This window comes from Shewanella corallii, from assembly GCF_023349125.1.
Taxonomy (GTDB): domain Bacteria; phylum Pseudomonadota; class Gammaproteobacteria; order Enterobacterales; family Shewanellaceae; genus Shewanella; species Shewanella corallii.
Window position 1 is genome coordinate 146,550 of the sequence record NZ_JAKIKT010000007.1, and the last position, 20,340, is coordinate 166,889.

Genomic DNA, 20,340 nt, shown 5'->3' on the forward strand with positions numbered 1-20,340 from the left:
GATAATTATCTGTGCATGAAATCACATCCGGGTAAAAACCACTGTGATAGCCCAGACTTAATTGTGCCACGGAGCTCCGCACCTCTCTGAAATTTACAGGGTGTTTGCGTACTGGCTAATTTTCATGTCTCTCTGTATAATTCGCCGCCCTGTTTGCAGGTTTTCGGTTTTTTGAGGTTAGCCAGAATGAGTGAGAAAAAGATCAATTTGTTGGACCTGGATCGCAATGCGATGCGGGAAATGCTGGTGGAGATTGGTGAGAAGCCATTTCGTGCCGATCAGCTAATGAAATGGATCTATCACTTCGGCGTCAGTGACTTCGATGAAATGAACAACATCAACAAGGCGATGCGTGCCAAGCTGAAAGCTCGCTGTGAGATTGTTGCTCCGGAAATCTCAACCTTCCAGAAATCCTCTGATGGCACCATTAAATTTGCCATCAACGTGGGCAATGGCCAGGAAGTGGAAACCGTTTATATCCCTGAAGATGACAGAGCAACTCTGTGTGTGTCTTCACAGGTAGGTTGTGCTCTGGAATGTTCATTCTGTTCCACCGCGCAGCAAGGCTTTAACCGTAACCTGAGCGTATCTGAAATTGTGGGTCAGATCTGGCGTGTGTCTGAGTTCCTGGGCTTTGCCAAGGAAACCGGTGAGCGTCCGGTGACCAACGTGGTAATGATGGGCATGGGTGAGCCACTGCTGAACCTGTCCAACGTGATTCCGGCGATTAAGATCATGCTGGATGATTTTGGCTTTGGTCTGTCCAAGCGCCGTGTAACTGTTTCTACCTCAGGTGTGGTGCCAGCGCTGCCTAAATTGGCGGACGAACTGGACGTCGCCCTGGCGGTCAGTATTCACGCTTCCAATGATGAACTGCGTAATGAGCTGGTACCTATCAACAAAAAGTATCCGCTGGAGCAGTTCCTGGCTGCAATCCGTGACTATATCAGTCGCTCCAACGCCAACCGTGGTCGTGTGACTCTGGAGTATGTGATGCTGGATCATGTTAATGATTCCACGGATCAGGCGCACGAGCTGGCTAAGCTGATGAAAGATACCCCATGCAAGGTGAACCTGATTCCATTCAATCCGTACCCGGGCTCTCCTTACGGCCGTTCATCTAACTCCCGTATTGATCGCTTCTCCAAAGTACTGATGGAGTACGGTTTAACTGTGATTGTGCGTAAGACCCGTGGCGATGATATTGACGCCGCCTGTGGTCAGTTGGCCGGTGATGTTCGTGACCGTACCAAGCGCCTTGCAAAAAAACGCATGCAAGATCAACAAATTTCAGTAAAAATGGCTTGATAATTAGCAGCATAGATTTACTCTGATGAGAGTGTGCTGTATTGAATCCAGATTCAGTGACCGGTCGCGATAAGACGGCCGGCAATGCACAACCATTAACAGGTAAATACCATGAAGCAGGGATTGCCAATTGTGTGTGCACTTCTGTTGTTAGGTTTGACAGCAGGGTGTGTCACAGAGCGTACCTACAGTGGAACCGATATCCAGGTTCAGGAACGCAAATTCGACAAAGTGTCCGCCGCCAGAGAGCGTATTCAGCTGGGGTTGACCTATTTGCAGCGTGGCAACAGCGAACAGGCAAAGTACAATCTGGATCGGGCCTTGTCCCATGCGCCAGACCTGGAAGATGCCCACATTGCCATGGCTTACTACTACCAGACAGTTGGGGATTTACGTCGGGCTGAATCCGCTTATCAGGGTGCAGTCAATACCCGTAATCCCTCTGGTGATGCATTGAATAACTTCGGGGTTTTCCTGTGTCAGCAGGAGAAATATGAGCAGGCAGAGAAGATGTTTCTGGCCGCCATTGATACCCAGGAATATACCCGCACAGGTTCCAGTTATGAAAATCTGGGAATTTGTAGCAGAAAAGCGGGTCATATAGAGAAAGCGAAACAATATTTCGAGTCGGCGCTGAAGTATGAGCCGCGTCGGGCTTCCACCATGATGGAATTGATTCTGTTGTCGCTGGAGCAAAATGATTTCAGTGACGCGCGTCAGGAATTGGCGCGTTATCACAGAGTGGTACCCGAGTCGGCACAAAGTCTGGCGCTTGGAATAAAAATTGAGCAGGGCCTGAATGATCCCGAGGCGGTTAAGCGGTATGGCATTAGCCTACTGGCTAAGTTCCCCGCCTCAGAGCAGGCCAGGCAATACCGGGCTAGTTTGAATTGATGACAGACAACCAACAAGAGTTACTCAAGGAAGAAACAGTAGCTGAAGAATCAAAGGATATCACCGCCACTGTTGGCGAGATTCTTAAACATGCCAGAGAAGCCAGTGGGCTGACCATTGAAGATATTTCCGGACGGCTGCACTTGCGCCCCTCTCTGGTTCGGGATATCGAAGCGGACAAGTTCGATGGTATCTCCTCAGCCACCTATGCTCGTGGCTATGTGCGTAACTATGCCCGAATTCTGGGGGTGGATGAAGCCGAAGTGATGGCCTGTCTTGAACAACAGGTACCCAGTGAGGCTGAACCTGCCATGCAGAGCTTTTCCCGCAAAACCACCCATCAGGCCCGTGACAGTCGTTTGATGATGGTGACCTGGTTTATCGTGATTGTGCTGGCCGCCTTGGTGGTTCTCTGGTGGTTCCAGAAATCCAATATGAATACAGGTATGGATCTCTCGCAGCCAAGTGCTGAAGAGGTCGCGGCAGCTGTTGAACTCGGTGCGACTGAAGCGGGTGAACCGGTTATCAGCACCGCCTCTGTGGTGAGCCTTCCTCTGACAGATGAAGAGCAATCTGAGCCTGTCCAGACTGAAACCCCTGACGCTGCAGAGACTACTTCAGCGCCCGAGCTGGTACCCACTGAAACAGAAACTGAAAGCAGCGCCACAGTTACTTCGCCTGAACAAAGCCAACCCCAATCTGAAGAGGCAGTAACCGCAAGTCTGAATGTATCCCTTGCCGGTGACTGCTGGATGAAAGTTGAGGATGCCACTGGCAAAGTATTGATCAGTGGCGTGAAAGAGGCTGGTCGTTCTATGGATGTAACAGGTGTGGCGCCATTTAGTCTGGTCATTGGTGCGCCGCAGGTTGTATCCCTGCAATTTAATGGCGAGAATATCAGCCTGGAAGATTATCCTGCCGGTAAAGTCGCCCGCTTCAGCTTGCCGCGCGAATAAGCTCTTACCCTGTGTAAGATAACCGGGCAGAGCCCTTACTGAGCCTAAACAGAGCTAAGCCAAGATGTACAACGAATCTCCTATTAAACGTCGTCCCTCTACCCGCATCTATGTGGGCAATGTTCCTATTGGTGACGGTGCACCCATTGCCGTTCAGTCCATGACCAACACACGTACAACCGATGTTGATGCCACAGTGGCGCAGATCCGTGCGTTGGAAAACGTGGGTGCCGACATAGTTCGGGTATCTGTACCCACCATGGATGCTGCTGAAGCTTTTAAGCTGATTAAGCAACAGAGCAAGGTGCCTTTGGTGGCAGACATTCATTTCGACTACCGTATCGCCCTTAAGGTGGCTGAGTACGGTGCCGACTGTCTGCGTATCAACCCGGGCAACATTGGTAACGAAGAGCGTATTCGCAGCGTGGTGGATTGTGCCCGCGACCTGAATATCCCAATCCGTATCGGTGTTAACGGCGGGTCTTTGGAAAAAGATCTGATGGATAAGTACAAGGAGCCGACGCCTGAAGCTCTGGTTGAGTCCGCCATGCGCCATGTGGATATTCTTGACCGTTTGAACTTCGACCAGTTTAAGGTGAGCGTGAAGGCTTCTGACGTCTTTCTGGCTGTAGAGTCCTACCGTCAGCTGGCAAGACAGATTCAGCAGCCTCTGCACCTGGGCATTACAGAAGCCGGTGGTTTCCGCTCCGGTTCGGTGAAGTCCGCTGTCGGTCTGGGAATGCTGCTGGCTGAAGGCATTGGCGATACTCTGCGTATCTCCCTGGCCGCCGATCCGGTGGAAGAGATCAAAGTGGGCTTTGATATCCTCAAGTCCCTGCGCATTCGCTCCCGCGGCATTAACTTTATTGCCTGCCCATCTTGCTCCCGTCAGGAGTTTGATGTGATTGGTACTGTCAATGAGCTGGAGCGCCGACTGGAAGATATCGTCACCCCGATGGATGTGTCCATTATCGGTTGTGTGGTGAATGGCCCGGGTGAGGCGCTGGTGTCCGATCTGGGGTTGACCGGTGGTAACCGCAAGAGTGGTTTCTATGTAGACGGTGAACGTCAGAAAGAGCGTATGGACAACGACAATCTGGTGGAGCAGCTGGAAGCGAAAATCCGGGCTCAGGCCGCCATTGTTGCCCAGCGAATTCCGGTGGAAGACAAGTCTTAATTCAGTATATTGAGCCGGGGTCTTTCCCCGGCTTTTCATACCCGTTGCTCAAGGATTGCGCGGGTTTTACGTTTAGTATGGAAACGCCTATAATACCGGGCGTTTTTTCTTATTTACCGAACAATCGAGTCGATACAGTGGCAAAACAGATCCAAGCGATTCGCGGAATGAATGACATTCTGCCGACCCAAAGTCCAGTGTGGCAAAAAGTAGAAGCGGTAGTCCGCAGTGCAGTAAGCGCCTACGGTTACAGCGAGATCCGTACGCCAATCGTGGAAAGTACAGACCTTTTCAAGCGTTCTATTGGTGATGTCACCGATATCGTTGAAAAAGAGATGTACACCTTTGAAGATCGCAATGGTGACAGCCTGAGTCTGCGTCCTGAAGGTACTGCGTCTACTGTTCGTGCCGGTAATGAGCACGGCTTGCTGTATAACCAGGAACAGCGTCTGTGGTACATGGGCCCTATGTTCCGCCACGAGCGTCCGCAAAAAGGCCGCTATCGCCAGTTCCACCAGTTTGGTGTGGAAGTTTATGGTATTGGCACTGCTGACGCTGATGCTGAAGTCCTGATGCTGTCCAACCGTTTGTGGAAAGAGCTGGGCCTGACCGAACACGTCACGCTGGAGCTGAACACTCTGGGTGATAACCACGAGCGTGCCGAATACCGTGATGCCCTGGTGGCATTTCTGGAGCAGCACAAAGACAAGCTGGATGAAGATTCTCAGCGTCGTATGTACACCAATCCACTGCGTGTACTGGACAGCAAAGACCCTCAGGTTCAGGCGATTCTGGCCGATGCGCCAGAGCTGATGTCCTTCCTGGGTGAAGAGTCAAAAAATCATTTTAATCAATTATGTGAACTATTGGAGGCCGCAGGCATCCAATACCGTATCAACCCACGCCTGGTTCGCGGTCTGGACTATTACAACCGCACCGTATTTGAGTGGGTAACCGACAGTCTGGGTGCTCAGGGCACGGTACTGGCCGGTGGCCGTTACGATGGTCTGGTGGGACAATTGGGTGGTAAAGACACCCCGGCAGTCGGTTTTGCCATGGGTATCGAGCGTATCGTGCTGCTGGTAGAAACCCTTGAGCTGACTGCAAATGTAGCTGGTGCTGTCGATGTCTATGTGACTGCCATGGGCGACAACTGTCGTATCGAAGCGATTAAAATCGCCGAGGAGTTGCGCAACGCAGTGCCAGGCCTTAAGGTGATGAGCCACTGTGGTGGTGGTAATTTCAAAAAACAGATGAAGCGCGCCGACAAAAGCGGTGCTGCAGTTGCCTTGATTATCGGTGAGAACGAGTTGGCTACCAATCAGATCGCCGTTAAGCCACTGCGCAACAATGACGAACAACAACTGGTTGCCCGTGAAGCGCTGGCAACTGTATTGGCAGAACTGATCTAAGAGTGATCGTAAGAAGGGGACGTGCGAGTGGAAATCTATAGCACAGAAGAACAACAAGTTGATGCTATCAAACAGTTCTGGAAGGATTATGGCACCTCAATCCTGGTAGGTGCAGTAGTAGGTTTGGGCGGCCTGTATGGCTGGAACTACTTCTCAGCTCAAAAAGTGGAAAATGCGGAATCAGCTTCCGTTGCTTTCCAGCAGATCCGTAATCAGAACCCTGATGCGGCGACATTGGCGGGTCAAATTGCCAACTTCGACAAAGCCCATGACCAGAAAGGTTATCAGGCGTTGTTGGATCTGATGCTAGCCAAGCAGGCGGTGGAAGCCGGTGACCTGACCAAGGCTGCTGATGCTCTGACCCAGGTGATTGCAGCCAAACCAGGTTCAGGTCTGGGGGAGATTGCCACACTGCGCCTGGCTCGTATCCAGGCTCAGGAAGGTCAGATTGGTACCGCTCTGTCTACTCTGGACACAGTAACTGATGCAGCCTTTGCTGCTCAGCGTGATGAATTGAAAGGTGATTTCCTGGTGCGCCAGGGGGAAACTGACAAAGCTCGTACTGCATACCTGGCGGCTAAAGACGCGCTGGCTGCAGAAGGTCAGATGGAAAGCCCTGCACTGCAGATGAAGATAGATAATCTGAACAAGGCATAAGGAATAGCCAATGAAGTCCTGGTGTAAATCCCTGCTGGCGGCGAGCCTGAGCATGGCCCTGTTGTCGGCCTGCTCATCGTCTGACAGCATCGAAGAACCTATCGCAGAGCTGCAGGAAATCAACGCCACTGTATTCCCTGAAATCAGTTGGCAGGCTCAGGTTGGCGATGGGGTAGGTGAATACTATTCCCAACTGCAACCCGCGGTACGTTACGGCAAAATTTTTGCCGCTGATCGCGACGGTGTGATTGAAGCATTCGACGAGAAAACCGGTGAAAAGGTTTGGGAGCGGGACTTCAGTGAAGCATTCCGTGACGGCGTACTGGCTAAAAATAAAGGTGCCCGTCTCGCTGGTGGTTTGACTGCAGCCCGTAACAAGCTGTTTGTGGGCAGCGAAAGTGGTGTGCTGGCCGCGCTGAACGTAGAAACCGGTGAACTTGAGTGGCATGCGCTAACCAAAGGTGAGTTGCTGTCTGCCCCGACTGTGGCCGACGACATAGTGGTGGTGAATACAGGTTCCGGTCAGCTGGAGGCTTTTGACGTGGAGTCGGGTGAGTCCCTGTGGACTTACGAAGCCCTGATGCCAAGTCTGACCCTGCGTGGTACAGGCAGTGCAGCTTTTGAAGCCGGTGGCTTCTTTGTGGGGACTCCGGATGGCAAGGTGGCGGTTATCATCAAGGATAATGGTCAACCGGCATGGGAGCAGGCTATCTACACACCAAAAGGCGGTAATGAATTCGCCCGTATGGCTGATGTGGATATGACCCCACTGATTATCGGTGATACCCTGTACGCGGTTAGCTATAACGGCAATCTGGTGGCGATGGAACTCCGCACTGGCCGTATTATGTGGTCCCGCAAATACTCCAGTTTTAATGATTTGGCGTCTTCAGGCTTCAGCCTGTTCCTGGTAGATGACCACAGCCGAATTTACTCTGTGGATCGTCGTAACGGCCTGGAGCAGTGGAGCAACAGTGAACTGACCAATCGCAGTCTGACTGCACCCGTGGTGTTCAACGACTATATCGTTGTGGGTGACTATGAAGGTTACCTGCACTTTATCGACCGCAGCAATGGTCAAATTGCCGGTCGTTTACAGATTGACAGCAAGGGCTTGTTCAGCGCGCCTATAGTGGCGGATGGCAAGCTTTATGTGCAAGGCCGCAGCGGTGAAGTTGTGGCAGTGACACTTCCTTAAGTAAGGCTAAAACCTTATAGAGCCCCTGGAAGTGCTTCCGGGGGCTTTTTATTGAAAAGAGGCAAAACATGATCCCAGTAGTGGCCCTGGTGGGTCGCCCCAACGTGGGGAAATCTACCCTGTTTAACCGACTCACCCGCACCCGTGATGCGCTGGTGGCTGACTACCCTGGTCTGACCCGGGACCGTAAATACGGCCGGGCATTTTTGTCAGGTTACGAGTTTATCGTAGTTGACACAGGTGGTATTGACGGTACTGAAGAGGGTATCGAAACCAAAATGGCTGAGCAGTCTTTGGCTGCGATTGAAGAAGCGGACGTCGTGCTGTTTCTGTGTGACGCCCGTGCCGGTTTGACCGCCGCTGATATGGCGATTGCCCAGCACCTGCGCAGCCGTGAAAAGACCACTTTTGTGGTAGCCAACAAGGTTGATGGTATCGACGCCGACTCCGCCTGTGCTGAGTTCTGGTCTCTGGGTCTGGGCGAAGTGTACCAGATGGCTGCGGCTCAGGGCCGTGGTGTGACCAACATGATTGAATACGCGTTGGCACCTTATGCCGAGGCGCTGGGTGTCAATCGCGACGGCGAGGAAGAAGAAGCCACTGACCTGCGTGAGTACACTGAAGAAGAGGCCGAAGCTGAACAGGCGCGTCTGCAGGCGCAACCTATTAAGCTGGCCATTATCGGTAAGCCAAACGTGGGTAAATCCACATTGACCAACCGTATTCTGGGTGAAGAGCGTGTGGTGGTATACGATGCGCCCGGGACGACCCGTGACTCCATCTATATCCCAATGGAGCGTGACGGTCAGGACTATGTGATTATCGATACAGCCGGTGTGCGTCGTCGCTCCAAGGTGTATGAAGCGGTAGAGAAGTTCTCCGTGATTAAAACCCTGAAAGCGGTAGAAGATGCCAACGTGGTACTGCTGGTTATCGACGCCCGTGAAGGTATTGCTGAACAGGACCTGGGCCTGCTGGGCTTTGTACTGAACGCAGGTCGTGCACTGGTTATCGCTGTCAACAAGTGGGATGGTATCGATCAGGGTGTGAAAGATCGCGTTAAGAGCGAACTGGACCGTCGTCTGGGCTTTATCGATTTTGCCCGCATTCACTTTATCTCTGCGCTGCATGGCACTGGTGTTGGCCACCTGTTTGAGTCCATCGAAGAAGCTTACGAAAGTGCTACCCGTCGTGTGGGCACCTCTATGCTGACCCGTATCATGCAGATGGCTCAGGACGATCACCAGCCACCGCTGATCAATGGTCGTCGTGTGAAGCTGAAGTACGCTCACGCCGGTGGTTATAACCCACCAATCGTGGTGGTACACGGTAACCAGGTGAGCAAACTGCCAGACTCCTACAAGCGTTATATGATGAACTACTTCCGTAAGTCTCTGAAGGTTGTAGGTACGCCAATTCAGCTGCGCTTCCAGGAGGGTGATAACCCGTTTGAAGGTAAGACGGAGAAACTGACCCTGAGTCAGGAACGCCGTCGTAAGCGTATGATGACACACATCAAAAATAAAAAGGGCTAATCGGCTCTGATCAGAAAAGGAACCCAATTGGGTTCCTTTTTGTTTTTCGGTGAGTAATACCAATCCGCATAGGAGTTTAGTCACTCAGCGAGAATTTAAAGGCGTGGAGACAATCGGAGCGAGCGAAGATCTATCGGGATAAATCAAGAGAGCTCTGGGCAGTATGCGCGCCTTTAAAACTCGCCCTTCGGGAGCCTGTCAGCCACACGATTACTGCCCCAAATTGTCTAGTCATAGAACCACTATGTCGTCACCAATTTGGATTGTACTCGAATGGCTGACATGGCTCTGATGAGGTCAATCTTCTATGCGGATTGGTATAATCCCCTGGTCTGTGCATGCTACAGTTAAAGCAATCGGAATCATTCGAAATGGAGCCTTGGTTTCTGGACAACAGGGCTGATACCGAAGGAACAAAACATGAAGCCTGAAGCAGACAGATTAAGGGATAATCTTGAACGTGCTTATCCAGTGGATAGCGGCATGGCTCACGCTGTCAGCTGTCATTCCACTGCAGCCTCCAATCTCCTTTGCTACCTTGTCTCTGGCTTGTTGTTGATCATGCTGGCTATGCCGGTCTCTGCCGAGTGGAGCGATAATGCCTATGTATCCAAGGCGTTCAATCTTATTGCCCTGAATAATGAATATGATGACCACGAGTACCCGGTTCGCAAATGGCACAGACCCATTCGTGTTTGGCTGGACCATAGAGTCGGGGATGAAGAGCTGCATACCAAACTGGTGCAGATGCAGATGATGCATCTGGGAGATATTACCGGCCACGACATTGGTATGGCAGACAGTGAGCAGAGTGCCAATGTCAGGGTGCTTTTCACCAGACAGGCCACCTGGCAAGCAGAAACCCGTGAGCTTATTGGACCCTCAGGTGGCAGCCTGCCTTTTTATGGCACTGTGTGCATGGGTCATCTGTGGATGACCAGGCAATCGGAGATCCGTCATGCCCTGATAGTCATCCCGGTGGATCAGGCCCGCATGCACGGTAAACTCCTTTCCTGCGTGGTGGAGGAGTTCTCCCAGGCGATGGGCTTACCCAATGACTCTGAGCAGGTGTTTCCCTCCATCTTTAACGATGCCTCCAAAAATAATCTGTTGACCCCTCTGGATGTGACCTTATTGCGTTTGTTGTATCTGCCCGAGATATCCGCCGGGATGGAAGGCAGCAAGGTGATGCCGCTGTTACGCAGCTGGCTCGAGTCTAATCCAGACTGGTCGCAGCAGGCGGTAGAGCTTTCTCTAAGCTCGGCATTTCGCCGTGAACTTGGGTTGAACTAAGTTGCTGCAACTTTTGGTTTACGTCATAACACTCTGTTTTTAAATATTTTATAAGGTGCATTAAAAATATGTGTATTTCCCTTGGCATCCTGTCCGTGATTAGTTAGCTTCTAAATCAGGAGTGTGAGATTTAACTTGCATCGACTCTGGGCAGTGGATGACGCCGGGGGCAGTTGTGGTGCATTGTCTGCTTATTTCTGATGAGGAAATCACTATGCGACCCGCGACGCAATTGCTGACAGCTGTGCTGGCACTTGGCGTTAGCCTGCCTGTGTTTGCTAAAGATAACCCTGCAAATAACGCCCAATATGAAAGTAAATTCCCCAATCAGTACAAGACCTGGAAACAAACCGGTGAGAGTGAAGCCCTCGACGATGCGCTGGGGGGCGATCCCAATCTGGTGATCTTGTGGGCGGGGTATGGTTTTGCCAAAGATTACAATGCCCCCGTGGCCACCTTTATGCGGTAACAGATGTCCGTACCACATTGAGAACTGGTGCGCCCATCAAGGAAGACGAAGGTCCAATGCCCATGGCTTGTTGGAGCTGCAAAAGCCCGGATGTCGCCCGTTTGATTAAAGGTGAGGGAGAGGCTGAATATTTCCAAGGTAAGTGGGCCAAAGGCGGACCCGAGATAACCAACAGTATCGGTTGTACCGACTGTCACGTGCCGGGCACTGCGAAGCTGAGGGTCAGTCGTCCTTTTGCCGAACGAGCTTTTGAAACCATAGGTACGCCTTTTGCTGAAGCTGACAGAACGGAACAGCAAAATATGGTCTGTGGTCAGTGCCATGTTGAGTATTATTTTGAGAAAACCGCAGATCGTCCCAACTGGGTGAAGTTCCCCTGGGATATGGGTACCTCGGTTGATGAGATTGAAGTCTATTTTGACAGTATTAACTTCAGCGACTGGACGCACAAACTGTCTCGCGCGCCTATGCTGAAGGCTCAGCACCCGGGGTATGAAACCACCAAGCTTGGTGCCCATGGCCGCAATGGTGTTTCCTGCACCTACTGCCACATGCCCAGAGTGCAGAACGAAAAGGGCAAATGGTTTACCAGCCATAAAGTCGGTAACCCTTTGGACCAATTCTCTGATACCTGTGAACGATGCCATACCCAGAGTAAAGAGTACTTTGTGGAGCAGATGAAAACGCAAAAAGCCCGTGTTGCCGAGCTGAAGAAAGAAGCTGAAGCTCAGCTGGTTAACGCGCACTTTGAAGCTGCTGCGGCATGGGGAGCCGGTGCCACCGAAGAGCAAATGGCCACCGCACTCAAAGATATTAGACACGCCCAATGGCGCTGGGATTTCGCTATCGCCTCCCACGGTGTGGCGGCACATGCCCCTCAAGAAGCCTTGCGTATTCTTGGTACGGCGATCAATAAAGCGGCGGATGCCAGGGTGAAACTGGTGCGTATTCTCGCTGAAAATGGGGTGACACAAACGGTCGCCTTGCCGGATATATCGACCAAAGCCAAGGCTCAGGCGGTACTGGGAATGGATATGGATAAGATGAATGCCGACAAAGCCATATTTATAGAGGAGGTGGTACCTGTTTGGGAAGCTGACTACAAGGCCAATAATGGCGGCTAAATCGCTACCGCCCTAAATACGGTGACGATTTTCTATTGAAGCCAGTTGCTTAGCAACTGGCTTTTTGATGTACCTCACTCGGGGTTTTCAAGCCCTTGCTGCCGGCACATCAGTTATGTCGGGATTGACTGTCAGCCGGTGCTTCATCCCTCGGCGCCATGCCATAGTCGCGAATGACTCCGGCAACCCGCAGCCGATAGTCATTAAAGACACCACCCTGGCCAATAGACTGGGCCATACGGTGGGCTTCCAGTTGTCGCCACTGGGCAATCGCCTCTTCGTCACGCCAGAAAGAGAGGGACAACAGCTTGCCTGAATCGCTCAAACTCTGAAAACGCTCAATAGAGATAAAGCCGTCGATTTGCTCAAGCATGGGACGTATTTCAGCTGCAGCAGCTAAATATTCAGGGGATTTCCCCTCTGCTATCTCTACTTCAAAAATAACTGCAATCACCCAAAACTCCCTGCTTTATTGAAAACTGCGAGTGTAGCGTGTTTTGGCATTAACACATTGATCTCAATGAGGAGTAACCTCAGCAGTGACAGATACAATAAAGCCCGGACATACCGGGCTTTATTGTATCTGTTATGACGTTTAGCTTTGTGAGCTGTATATGGACTCCAATCCCAACATGGCATCCATGGTGGTAAGCAGTTTGTCTGTTTGAGCTTCATCCAACGCTGCCGGGTGAGGCGGGGCAAACTTGCCAGAATCATTGTCAAAGTATTTGCCGCTGGCATCGGCAAAGCTGGCATCCAGTCCCGCTTTAATCAGGATATTAGCACCTATGCTGATATCGTTACCGGCCACACCGAAGCCATCTTTGACCATCTTGCTGGCCAGCAGGGAGCCGGGATTGACTGCGATAATGGCAGGTCCTCTGTCGCCCAATTGTCTGGCAAGGGCACGACTCCAGGCGGTAATTGCCAGCTTACTTTGGGCATAGGCGGCAAAATCATCAGCAAGGTGCACTTTGCCCTGCAACGCGTCCAACTGCACCGGCGCCTGAGCGGCGGAGGAGAGGTTAACAACCCGGCCGTCAGCCGACATTAAGGGCAGCAGTGCCCGGGTTAATAACCAGGGTGCCAGAGTGTTCACCACGAAGCGTACATCTAAACCTGCGTGGTTGATTGCTGAAGCCGTTTTAAAGACACCAGCGTTGTTGATAATCACATCCAGGTGGGCAACCTGAGCCTTTACCGCTTCTGCCAGTTTACTGACCTCATCAAGTGAGGAAAGATCTGCCTTCAGGGCGGTAACACTGATGTCAGGATAAGCTTCCGCCAGCGCTTGTGTAACACTGGCCAACTTCTCCGGATTACGGCCATGGATCAGCAATTGATGTCCCTGCGCAGCCAACAGTCGGGCTGTCGCCAAACCAATACCATCTGTCGCGCCGGTTAACAAAATGACCTTACTCATAGTAACTCCCTGGTGTATTGATAAGGTGCCACCTCAAGGTTGGCGACATCCTTTTTATTGCTGCTAATGGCTCTTCTTGCTGCTAATAGCTTTGGTGACTGATGTGCCAAAACTCTGGCGATTAGTCGATATCCACCACGACTTTACCCATGGCTTTACCACTGCTCAATCTGGCGTGGGCATCACCTGCCTGCTCCATACTGAATTGCTGCTCATCGAGCACAGGTAACACACCACCGGCTTCAACTATTCGCGCCAAATCGGTCAGAATTTTGCCATGCTGTTCACGTCCGACATTATGCAGCATTGGGAGCAGCATAAAGACTACGTGCAGTGACAAACCTTTAAAGTGTGCTAAAGACAGATCCAGCTCCACCAGAGACACGGTTGAGGCTATCTGACCATTTAATGCGGCCGCCTCAAAAGAGTTGAGCATGTTGGCGCCGCCCACAGAATCGAACACAAGATCAAAACCGCGTCCCTGAGTGTGTCTGGCAACATAGTCAGTCACTGTTTCTGAGGTGTAATTAATACCAGTGGCTCCCAGGCGTTCAATCAAGGCCAGTTGCGCATCTCCACCACAGGTTGAGAACACTTCAGCTCCCCAGTATCTGGCTAACTGTAACGCTACATGACCGACACCACCAGAGCCGCCATGAACCAGCACCTGTTGACCGGCTTTTATGCCCGCGCGCTGCAACCCTTCGTAGGCAGTAATGCCCACCAGAGGTAAAGCGGCGGCTTGTCGCATGGAGATATTTTGGGGCTTATGCGCTATCAGTCTGGCGTCAGCTGCTATGTATTGCGCCAGAGTGCCGGGCAGTTCGGCCAGGCCACCTGCACAGCCATAGACTTCATCACCAATGCTGAATCCTGTCACATCGTCGCCGACCGCTGCCACCACACCGGCAAAGTCCATGCCCAGGATTGCTGGCAGAGCAGGGGACAGAGGCCGTTCAGGCCCCATCTGGCGGATCATGGTGTCCACAGTGTTGACACTGCTGGCATGGATCCGAACCAGCACCTCGCCGGATTTAGCAACCGGCGCAGGAACTTCAGTCAGTTTGAATACGTCTGTGCCGCCAAACGCTGTGATTGTCATTGCCTTCATTTGTGCTGCCCTCAGGGAGTTTCTGTTGCTATTGGCTAACTATAATTTCTATTCCCTTGGTTGATAATGTTCGTCAATATAGAATCACTTTTAAGATTCTATTGATAATTAGCTATGAATATCGATCACCTTAAATTGTTTTCCCGGGTTGCCGAAACCCAGAATATCAGTGTGGCAGGTCGGGAAATGAGTCTGTCCCCTGCGGTTGCCAGCAGCTATATCAGTAAGTTGGAGACTTCTCTTGGCACCCGATTAGTGCACAGAACCACACGAAAGGTGGCATTAACGGAAGAGGGTGAAGCCTTCCTGTCCCATGCCAGAGACGTGCTGGACAGCGTCGAGGCAGCTTATTCTTCAGTGGGTAAGGGGACTCAATCGCCCTCCGGAATATTGCGGGTGACCGCGCCTGCGTCCTTTGGCCGACTGCATCTCATGCCTGGATTGAAGGGGTTTATGGAGAAATACTCTGATCTGACCGTGGACTTTCGTTTTTCAGATGCCATTGTCGATATGGTCGAAGGGGGCTTTGATATTGCTATTCGCAATGCTGCGCTGGAGGACTCAAGCCTTATCGCCCGCAAGCTGGCAGCGGACAGCCGGATTGTTTGCGCCTCTCCTGGCTATTTAGCCCGTTTTGGTGTGCCAGCGACGCCTGCAGAGTTAAAACAGCATGACTGTATCCACCTGTCGGGATCGGACTCCTGGACGTTCAAATCGGGCAAAGACCTGGTCAGCGTGAAAACTCATGCAAAGTTCCGTACTGATAATGGTGATGCTCTGCGTCATGCCTGTATAGATGGCTTGGGTATCGGTATTAACTCGGTGTGGAGTATTCACAGTCAGCTGGCGCGGGGAGAGCTGGTGCAGATCCTGCGGGATTATCCTCTGGTGTCGGATACTGCGTTGTGGGCTTTGTACCCAAGCAATCGTCAACTGGCTTCCAAGGTGAGGGCATTTATCGATTATTACGTTGAGTATTTTGCTTCCAAAGATTGTTGGCATCGTTTTGCCGATTAATTCAGGTGGTAACTAAAAATCAACCGCTTGAAGATTATCCTGCAGCATATTAGGGTCTATTGACCTTTCATGGTTGAGTTTTGCTCGAGATAGACGCGCTTTAATCGCGACGCAAGGTGTGCCGCCTAGTGGGCCTAAGCAAATACCTTGCAACAAAGAGTAAAGCGCGTATAGCCGAGCCCTTCGGGCAGCGTTTGTCGTCGCTTTCTACTGCATTAACGCTCATTTATGTAGAAACAACTACACCGCAATCGCGTTGCTTTGTATAAAACAACGGCAAAGCGCTGCAAAAACCATCTTCAAAGGTCAGTAGACCCTAATTTGGTTTTGAAATTCAGAATAAAACAATAAGGAAGCCGGAATTCCATGGCAGAAAAATCCGTACTCTTGCTATACGCCCATCCTTCTCCCCACAGGAGTGAAATTAATCAGCCCATGTTTGAGGCTGCGTGCCGTGTTAATGGTGTCACGGCAATAGACCTCTATGGGGAATACCCCAGGTTGAATATCGACATTGACCGGGAGCAGCAAAGACTGGTTGACCATGATGTGGTGATCTTTCAGTTTCCGCTTTACTGGTACTCCACACCGTCAATTTTGAAGGAGTGGCAGGATCTGGTGCTTGAATACAATTTTGCCTACGGCTCTGAAGGCACGGCGCTTCATGGCAAACGGTTTCTGTGCGCTCTGACCGCAGGTGCTGGCGAGGAAGCCTATCACACCGACGGTTACAATCATTTTCCCCTCAACGAGTTACTCAGACCTCTTGAGCAGACCGCCAATCTTACCGGAATGGAATGGTTGCCTCCCTTCGTACTGTTCGGTGCCCGAACCGCAGCAGATGATGGCCGATTGGATGTCCATCGCAGCCAGTGGCAGAGTCTGCTGGAACAATTGACCAGTGGTTCGCTGGAACCCGGGAATCTGGGTGAGTTTTGTACCTTGAATCAATACCTGGAAGGGGCCCAAAGCACTGGAGGGGAGGCGCTATGACTGAGTACTTTTTACAGGCGTTTATCTATCTGGTTGCCGCCGTTATCACAGTGCCCATTGCCAAACGTCTTGGCCTCGGTTCTGTATTGGGATATCTGATTGCCGGTGTTGTTATCGGGCCGGTCACCGGTTTGGTGGGCGCCGAAACCAATACTATTCAACACTTCGCCGAATTTGGTGTGGTGATGATGTTGTTTCTGGTGGGGCTGGAGCTGGAGCCCAAGGTATTATGGGAGATGCGCAACCGCCTGATAGGCCTGGGTGGGTTACAGGTATCTATCACTACGGTTGCGATTGGCGCTATTGCATTGGCTCTGGGGCAAGTGTGGTCTGTGAGCCTGGCTATCGGTCTTATCTTTGCTTTGTCATCTACCGCCATTGTGCTGCAAACCTTCAGTGAGAAAGGGGTATCCAAAACAGAAGGGGCCCAGAATGCCTTCTCGGTACTGCTGTTTCAGGATATCGCTGTGATCCCTATGCTCGCCTTTATTCCTTTGCTGGCACTGCCGGAGCTGGTTGAGGCGGCTCAGGCATTGGCTCAATCCGCCGACCATCATGAAAGTATGAGTCTGGTGGCTGGATTGCCGGGATGGGCGTATGCCCTGGTGATTATTGGTGCCATTATCGGATTGGTGGTGGGCGGTCACTTCCTTACCCGTCCTTTGCTGACGTTTGTTGCCAGCTCGGGTCTCAGGGAGATATTTACGGCAACGGCGCTGATGCTGGTGGTAGGTATTGCAGCCTTAATGAGTCTGGTAGGGCTTTCACCGGCACTGGGAACCTTCCTGGCTGGTGTGGTACTGGCCAACAGTGAGTTCAGACACGAGCTTGAATCCAACATTGAGCCCTTCAAAGGTTTGTTACTCGGTCTTTTCTTTATCACAGTTGGCGCAGGTATTAACTTTGGCATTCTGTCCGATAACCTGTGGGCCATCCTCGGACTGACGCTGGGAGTGATGGCCCTCAAGGGAGTGGTGCTCTACTTTTTGGCGCGACTGTTCAAAATCAGTGGCAGTGACCGCTGGCTGTTTACGCTGAGTCTGGCTCAGGCCGGTGAATTTGGCTTTGTGCTGCTGAGCTTCTCGGTACAAAACCATGTGCTGCCCACAGAGCTGGCGCAAACCCTCTCACTGGTGGTCGCTTTGTCCATGTTGCTGACACCGGCCCTGTTTATTTTGTATGACAAGGTGATATTGCCCAGATTTGAAGACAGGTCGAATGAGGGGCAACCGGATGAGATTGAGGAGATGGGAACCGTCATCATTGCCGGTATGGGGCGCTTTGGTCAGATAGTTAACCGTATGCTGGTAGGTATAGGGGTCAATACTGTGGTACTTGATTATCAGGCGGGCCAGGTAGATAACCTGCGCAAAATCAATACCCGGGCCTATTTTGGTGATGCAACCAAGCCAGATCTGCTGCACACCGCCGGCATTGCTGAGTGTGAGTTATTGGTGGTGGCCATCGACAATCAGGATGCCGCCGTGGAGCTGGTAGAGTATGTGAAACACACCTACCCCAATGTAGCTGTTCTGGCACGGGCATTCGACCGTGGTCACGGTTATCGGCTCAGGCAGGCAGGGGCTGATGTTATCCAGTCTGAGACCTATTGCAGCGCCCTTGAAATTGGTACTGCCGCCATGCGCAAACTGGGGTGCCATCCGTTTGTGGCGGAGCAGCAAAAAAACAGTTTCAAGCGCATTGATGCAGAACAATCAGATATCTTATATAAGGCATGGCTGGCGGATACTGAAGAGGGCGAGAGGTTCGATACCCATTACAGGGATCTGTTTATGCAGTTGGAAGAGCAGATTAAAACCGCCATGAATACCGACCGTGTCGACAGGCATTCACTTTCAGATCGCGGCTGGACGCCACCACCCAAAGGCTATACGGATGCCCTGAAAGATAAAGAGGACTGAATAATCACGAAAAAGGCGGGGTACCCCGCCTTTTACTGTGTGGACTATTTGATAGTCACTTTCTCGACGATAACCGCGTCTTTAGGCACATCGTCATGGCCAAACTTAGAGCCGGTCTTTACCTTGGCAATGGCGTTTACCACATCCATCCCCGCAGTTACCTTACCGAATACACAATAGCCCCAACCACGGTTGGTGGTGGCAAAGTGATCCAGAAAGTCATTGTCTTCCAGATTGATAAAGAACTGAGCTGTGGCCGAGTGCGGCGCATCGGTGCGGGCCATGGCGATAGAGCCTGTGACATTTTTCAGGCCACGGTTGGCTTCGTTGACGATAGGCTCGCGGGTGTCCTTTTCGCGCATTTCCGGGGTGAAACCACCGCCCTGGATCATAAAACCATCGATAACACGATGGAAAATGGTGTTGTCGTAGAAGCCATCTTCACAGTACTTAAGGAAGTTTTTGGCCGTTACCGGGGTGGTTTCCATATCCAGCTCAATTTCAATATCGCCGAAGTTAGTGGAAAAGATAATCATGTGAATCACTCGCGAGATTTTTCAGGAGGCACAGTATACTCCCTGATGTCAGAATCACCCAATAGAGTGGGATTTTCCGGGTTGGATAACGCATTGAACACAGAACATTTTAAAGGCAGCTTTGAAGTCGAGCTAAAGTACAGATTAGACGATAAAAAGACATTTCTTGAGTACCTGAATCAACAGGCCTTTGAGGTGATGTTTGAAGATAACCTTGAGCTGGACACCTTCTATGATACGGCCGATCGCCAATTGGCCTACGAGGGGAAACTGCTTTGTATCAGGGAGCTGCAACCTTCAGGTGTGATGATCTGGTTTTTAAAAGGACCAGAGCCGGAACGTTGCGAATCAACCAATATCAATGATGCAGGCGCCGCCAAAGCCATGTTGTTGAGTATGGGGTACAGTGAAGTTGCTCGCTCAACCAAGCACAGAAGCGTGTATTTCGTCGATAAGTTCCATATTACCCTGGACCGACTGGATAACATCGGCTGGTTTGCTGAGTTCGCCGTGATGACGGATGACGAGACTCTGGCTCCTGCAATGACGTCAGAGCTGCAATGTCTTGCCGCCAGATTTGGCCTGACTGAGCAGCACAGGGAGTATCAATCCTATCGTGAATTGATGGGAGTTGAGTTCAGCTGATTGGAGAGTAAAGCTGACCGCAGTTAGCCAATTCATCTCAGGGATAGAACCAAAGCAGGGCAGGGGCTCATCATCTTGGTGCAATGGAGCCTTAGTTCAGGCGGTAATCTGCCGTTTCAGTGGCTTCCCGGGCGGGCATGATAATTGCGACAGCTCTGATTTTGATATCGGAGCACGCTGTGAAAATCGTATTGGACAACGTCACCCACCCCCAAGTCATCGCCCTGCTGAATGAGCATCTGCAGGATATGCACTCCAACTCGCCTCCTGATGCCGTACATGCATTGAATGTCGGCCGTTTGCAGTCCGCTGATGTGCGTTTCTTCTCTTTATGGTGTGATGGAAAACTCGCCGCCTGTGGTGCCCTGAAACGTCTGGATGGGGATAGAGGGGAGCTCAAATCAATGCGCAGTGCCAACGGATTTCGCGGCAAAGGGTATGGCCGCAAACTACTCAGATTTTTAATTCGGGATGCCCGGGCCGGAGGTATGACAGAGCTGTATCTGGAGACAGGTAATGCTCCTTTATTTGATGCTGCCAGGGCCTTGTATAGCAGTGAAGGGTTTGAGTATTGTGGCCCTTTTGCAAGATACCGGGAAAACGACTTCAGCTGTTTTATGAAGCTAGACTTAACTCATCAAAAAGTTTCGCTAAATTAGCTATTTGCAAT

Annotated in this window: 18 protein-coding genes and 1 pseudogene; 15 read left to right on the top strand and 4 right to left on the bottom strand. The window is 51.4% G+C overall.

Features of this window, described 5'->3' with window-relative positions:
• The first annotated feature begins 186 nt into the window (after positions 1-186).
• From rlmN to nrfA, 10 genes and pseudogenes are all read left to right on the top strand, one after another.
• Positions 187-1,308 carry a dual-specificity RNA methyltransferase RlmN gene (rlmN, locus tag L2725_RS16925; protein ID WP_115137843.1) on the top strand — a complete coding sequence of 374 codons (1,122 nt, stop codon included), beginning with the start codon at positions 187-189 and terminating at the stop codon, positions 1,306-1,308.
• 111 nt (positions 1,309-1,419) lie between these two features.
• Positions 1,420-2,202, top strand: a complete 783-nt coding sequence (gene pilW, locus L2725_RS16930) for a type IV pilus biogenesis/stability protein PilW (protein WP_249250022.1) — start codon at positions 1,420-1,422, stop codon at positions 2,200-2,202.
• The gene (locus tag L2725_RS16935) at positions 2,202-3,158 is read left to right on the top strand and encodes a RodZ domain-containing protein (RefSeq protein WP_249250023.1); all 957 of its coding nucleotides are present in this window, start codon (positions 2,202-2,204) and stop codon (positions 3,156-3,158) included. The genes pilW and L2725_RS16935 overlap by 1 nt, the downstream gene beginning before the upstream one ends.
• Positions 3,159-3,222: 64 nt before the next feature.
• Positions 3,223-4,335 carry a flavodoxin-dependent (E)-4-hydroxy-3-methylbut-2-enyl-diphosphate synthase gene (gene ispG / locus L2725_RS16940; protein ID WP_115137846.1) on the top strand — a complete coding sequence of 371 codons (1,113 nt, stop codon included), beginning with the start codon at positions 3,223-3,225 and terminating at the stop codon, positions 4,333-4,335.
• Between the two features lie 137 nt (positions 4,336-4,472).
• The gene (gene hisS, locus L2725_RS16945) at positions 4,473-5,747 is read left to right on the top strand and encodes a histidine--tRNA ligase (RefSeq protein ID WP_115137968.1); all 1,275 of its coding nucleotides are present in this window, start codon (positions 4,473-4,475) and stop codon (positions 5,745-5,747) included.
• A 27-nt stretch (positions 5,748-5,774) separates the two neighbouring features.
• Positions 5,775-6,404: a tetratricopeptide repeat protein gene (locus L2725_RS16950; protein ID WP_115137847.1), complete on the top strand. Its 630-nt coding sequence runs from the start codon at positions 5,775-5,777 to the stop codon at positions 6,402-6,404.
• A gap of 10 nt (positions 6,405-6,414) precedes the next feature.
• Positions 6,415-7,602, top strand: a complete 1,188-nt coding sequence (gene bamB / locus L2725_RS16955) for an outer membrane protein assembly factor BamB (protein ID WP_249250024.1) — start codon at positions 6,415-6,417, stop codon at positions 7,600-7,602.
• 68 nt (positions 7,603-7,670) lie between these two features.
• A complete protein-coding gene (gene der, locus L2725_RS16960) occupies positions 7,671-9,137 on the top strand; it encodes a ribosome biogenesis GTPase Der (protein WP_249250025.1) in 1,467 nt (488 codons plus the stop codon).
• A gap of 420 nt (positions 9,138-9,557) precedes the next feature.
• A complete protein-coding gene (locus L2725_RS16965; RefSeq protein ID WP_249250026.1) occupies positions 9,558-10,430 on the top strand; it encodes a DUF2927 domain-containing protein in 873 nt (290 codons plus the stop codon).
• Between the two features lie 214 nt (positions 10,431-10,644).
• Positions 10,645-12,023 (top strand): annotated as a pseudogene (nrfA, locus tag L2725_RS16970) (ammonia-forming cytochrome c nitrite reductase).
• Between the two features lie 109 nt (positions 12,024-12,132).
• On the opposite strand, the gene L2725_RS16975 reads toward nrfA, so the two are convergent.
• The 3 genes from L2725_RS16975 to L2725_RS16985 all read right to left on the bottom strand — a co-directional run bounded on the left by L2725_RS16975 (position 12,133) and on the right by L2725_RS16985 (position 14,557).
• Positions 12,133-12,477, bottom strand: a complete 345-nt coding sequence (locus L2725_RS16975) for an antibiotic biosynthesis monooxygenase family protein (RefSeq protein WP_249250027.1) — start codon at positions 12,475-12,477, stop codon at positions 12,133-12,135.
• A gap of 141 nt (positions 12,478-12,618) precedes the next feature.
• Positions 12,619-13,446 carry an SDR family NAD(P)-dependent oxidoreductase gene (locus L2725_RS16980; RefSeq protein WP_249250028.1) on the bottom strand — a complete coding sequence of 276 codons (828 nt, stop codon included), beginning with the start codon at positions 13,444-13,446 and terminating at the stop codon, positions 12,619-12,621.
• Between the two features lie 121 nt (positions 13,447-13,567).
• Positions 13,568-14,557: a zinc-dependent alcohol dehydrogenase family protein gene (locus tag L2725_RS16985; RefSeq protein WP_249250029.1), complete on the bottom strand. Its 990-nt coding sequence runs from the start codon at positions 14,555-14,557 to the stop codon at positions 13,568-13,570.
• A gap of 114 nt (positions 14,558-14,671) precedes the next feature.
• On the opposite strand from L2725_RS16985, the gene L2725_RS16990 reads away from it, so the two are divergent.
• From L2725_RS16990 to L2725_RS17000, 3 genes are all read left to right on the top strand, one after another.
• Positions 14,672-15,574, top strand: coding sequence for a LysR family transcriptional regulator (locus tag L2725_RS16990; protein WP_249250030.1), 903 nt, complete (start codon positions 14,672-14,674; stop codon positions 15,572-15,574).
• A gap of 366 nt (positions 15,575-15,940) precedes the next feature.
• On the top strand, positions 15,941-16,567 hold the full coding sequence (locus L2725_RS16995; RefSeq protein ID WP_249250031.1) for an NAD(P)H-dependent oxidoreductase: 627 nt from the start codon (positions 15,941-15,943) through the stop codon (positions 16,565-16,567).
• Entirely contained in the window at positions 16,564-18,489 is a 1,926-nt protein-coding gene (locus L2725_RS17000) for a monovalent cation:proton antiporter-2 (CPA2) family protein (protein ID WP_249250033.1), read from the top strand. Before L2725_RS16995 ends, L2725_RS17000 begins: the two co-directional genes overlap by 4 nt.
• 44 nt (positions 18,490-18,533) lie before the next feature.
• Here L2725_RS17000 and L2725_RS17005 read toward each other — a convergent pair whose 3' ends face one another.
• The gene (locus tag L2725_RS17005) at positions 18,534-19,025 is read right to left on the bottom strand and encodes a peptidylprolyl isomerase (RefSeq protein WP_249250034.1); all 492 of its coding nucleotides are present in this window, start codon (positions 19,023-19,025) and stop codon (positions 18,534-18,536) included.
• 93 nt (positions 19,026-19,118) lie between these two features.
• On the opposite strand from L2725_RS17005, the gene cyaB reads away from it, so the two are divergent.
• Positions 19,119-19,670 carry a class IV adenylate cyclase gene (gene cyaB / locus L2725_RS17010; RefSeq protein ID WP_249250035.1) on the top strand — a complete coding sequence of 184 codons (552 nt, stop codon included), beginning with the start codon at positions 19,119-19,121 and terminating at the stop codon, positions 19,668-19,670.
• 179 nt (positions 19,671-19,849) lie between these two features.
• Positions 19,850-20,329, top strand: a complete 480-nt coding sequence (locus tag L2725_RS17015; RefSeq protein WP_249250036.1) for a GNAT family N-acetyltransferase — start codon at positions 19,850-19,852, stop codon at positions 20,327-20,329.
• Positions 20,330-20,340 lie beyond the last annotated feature (11 nt).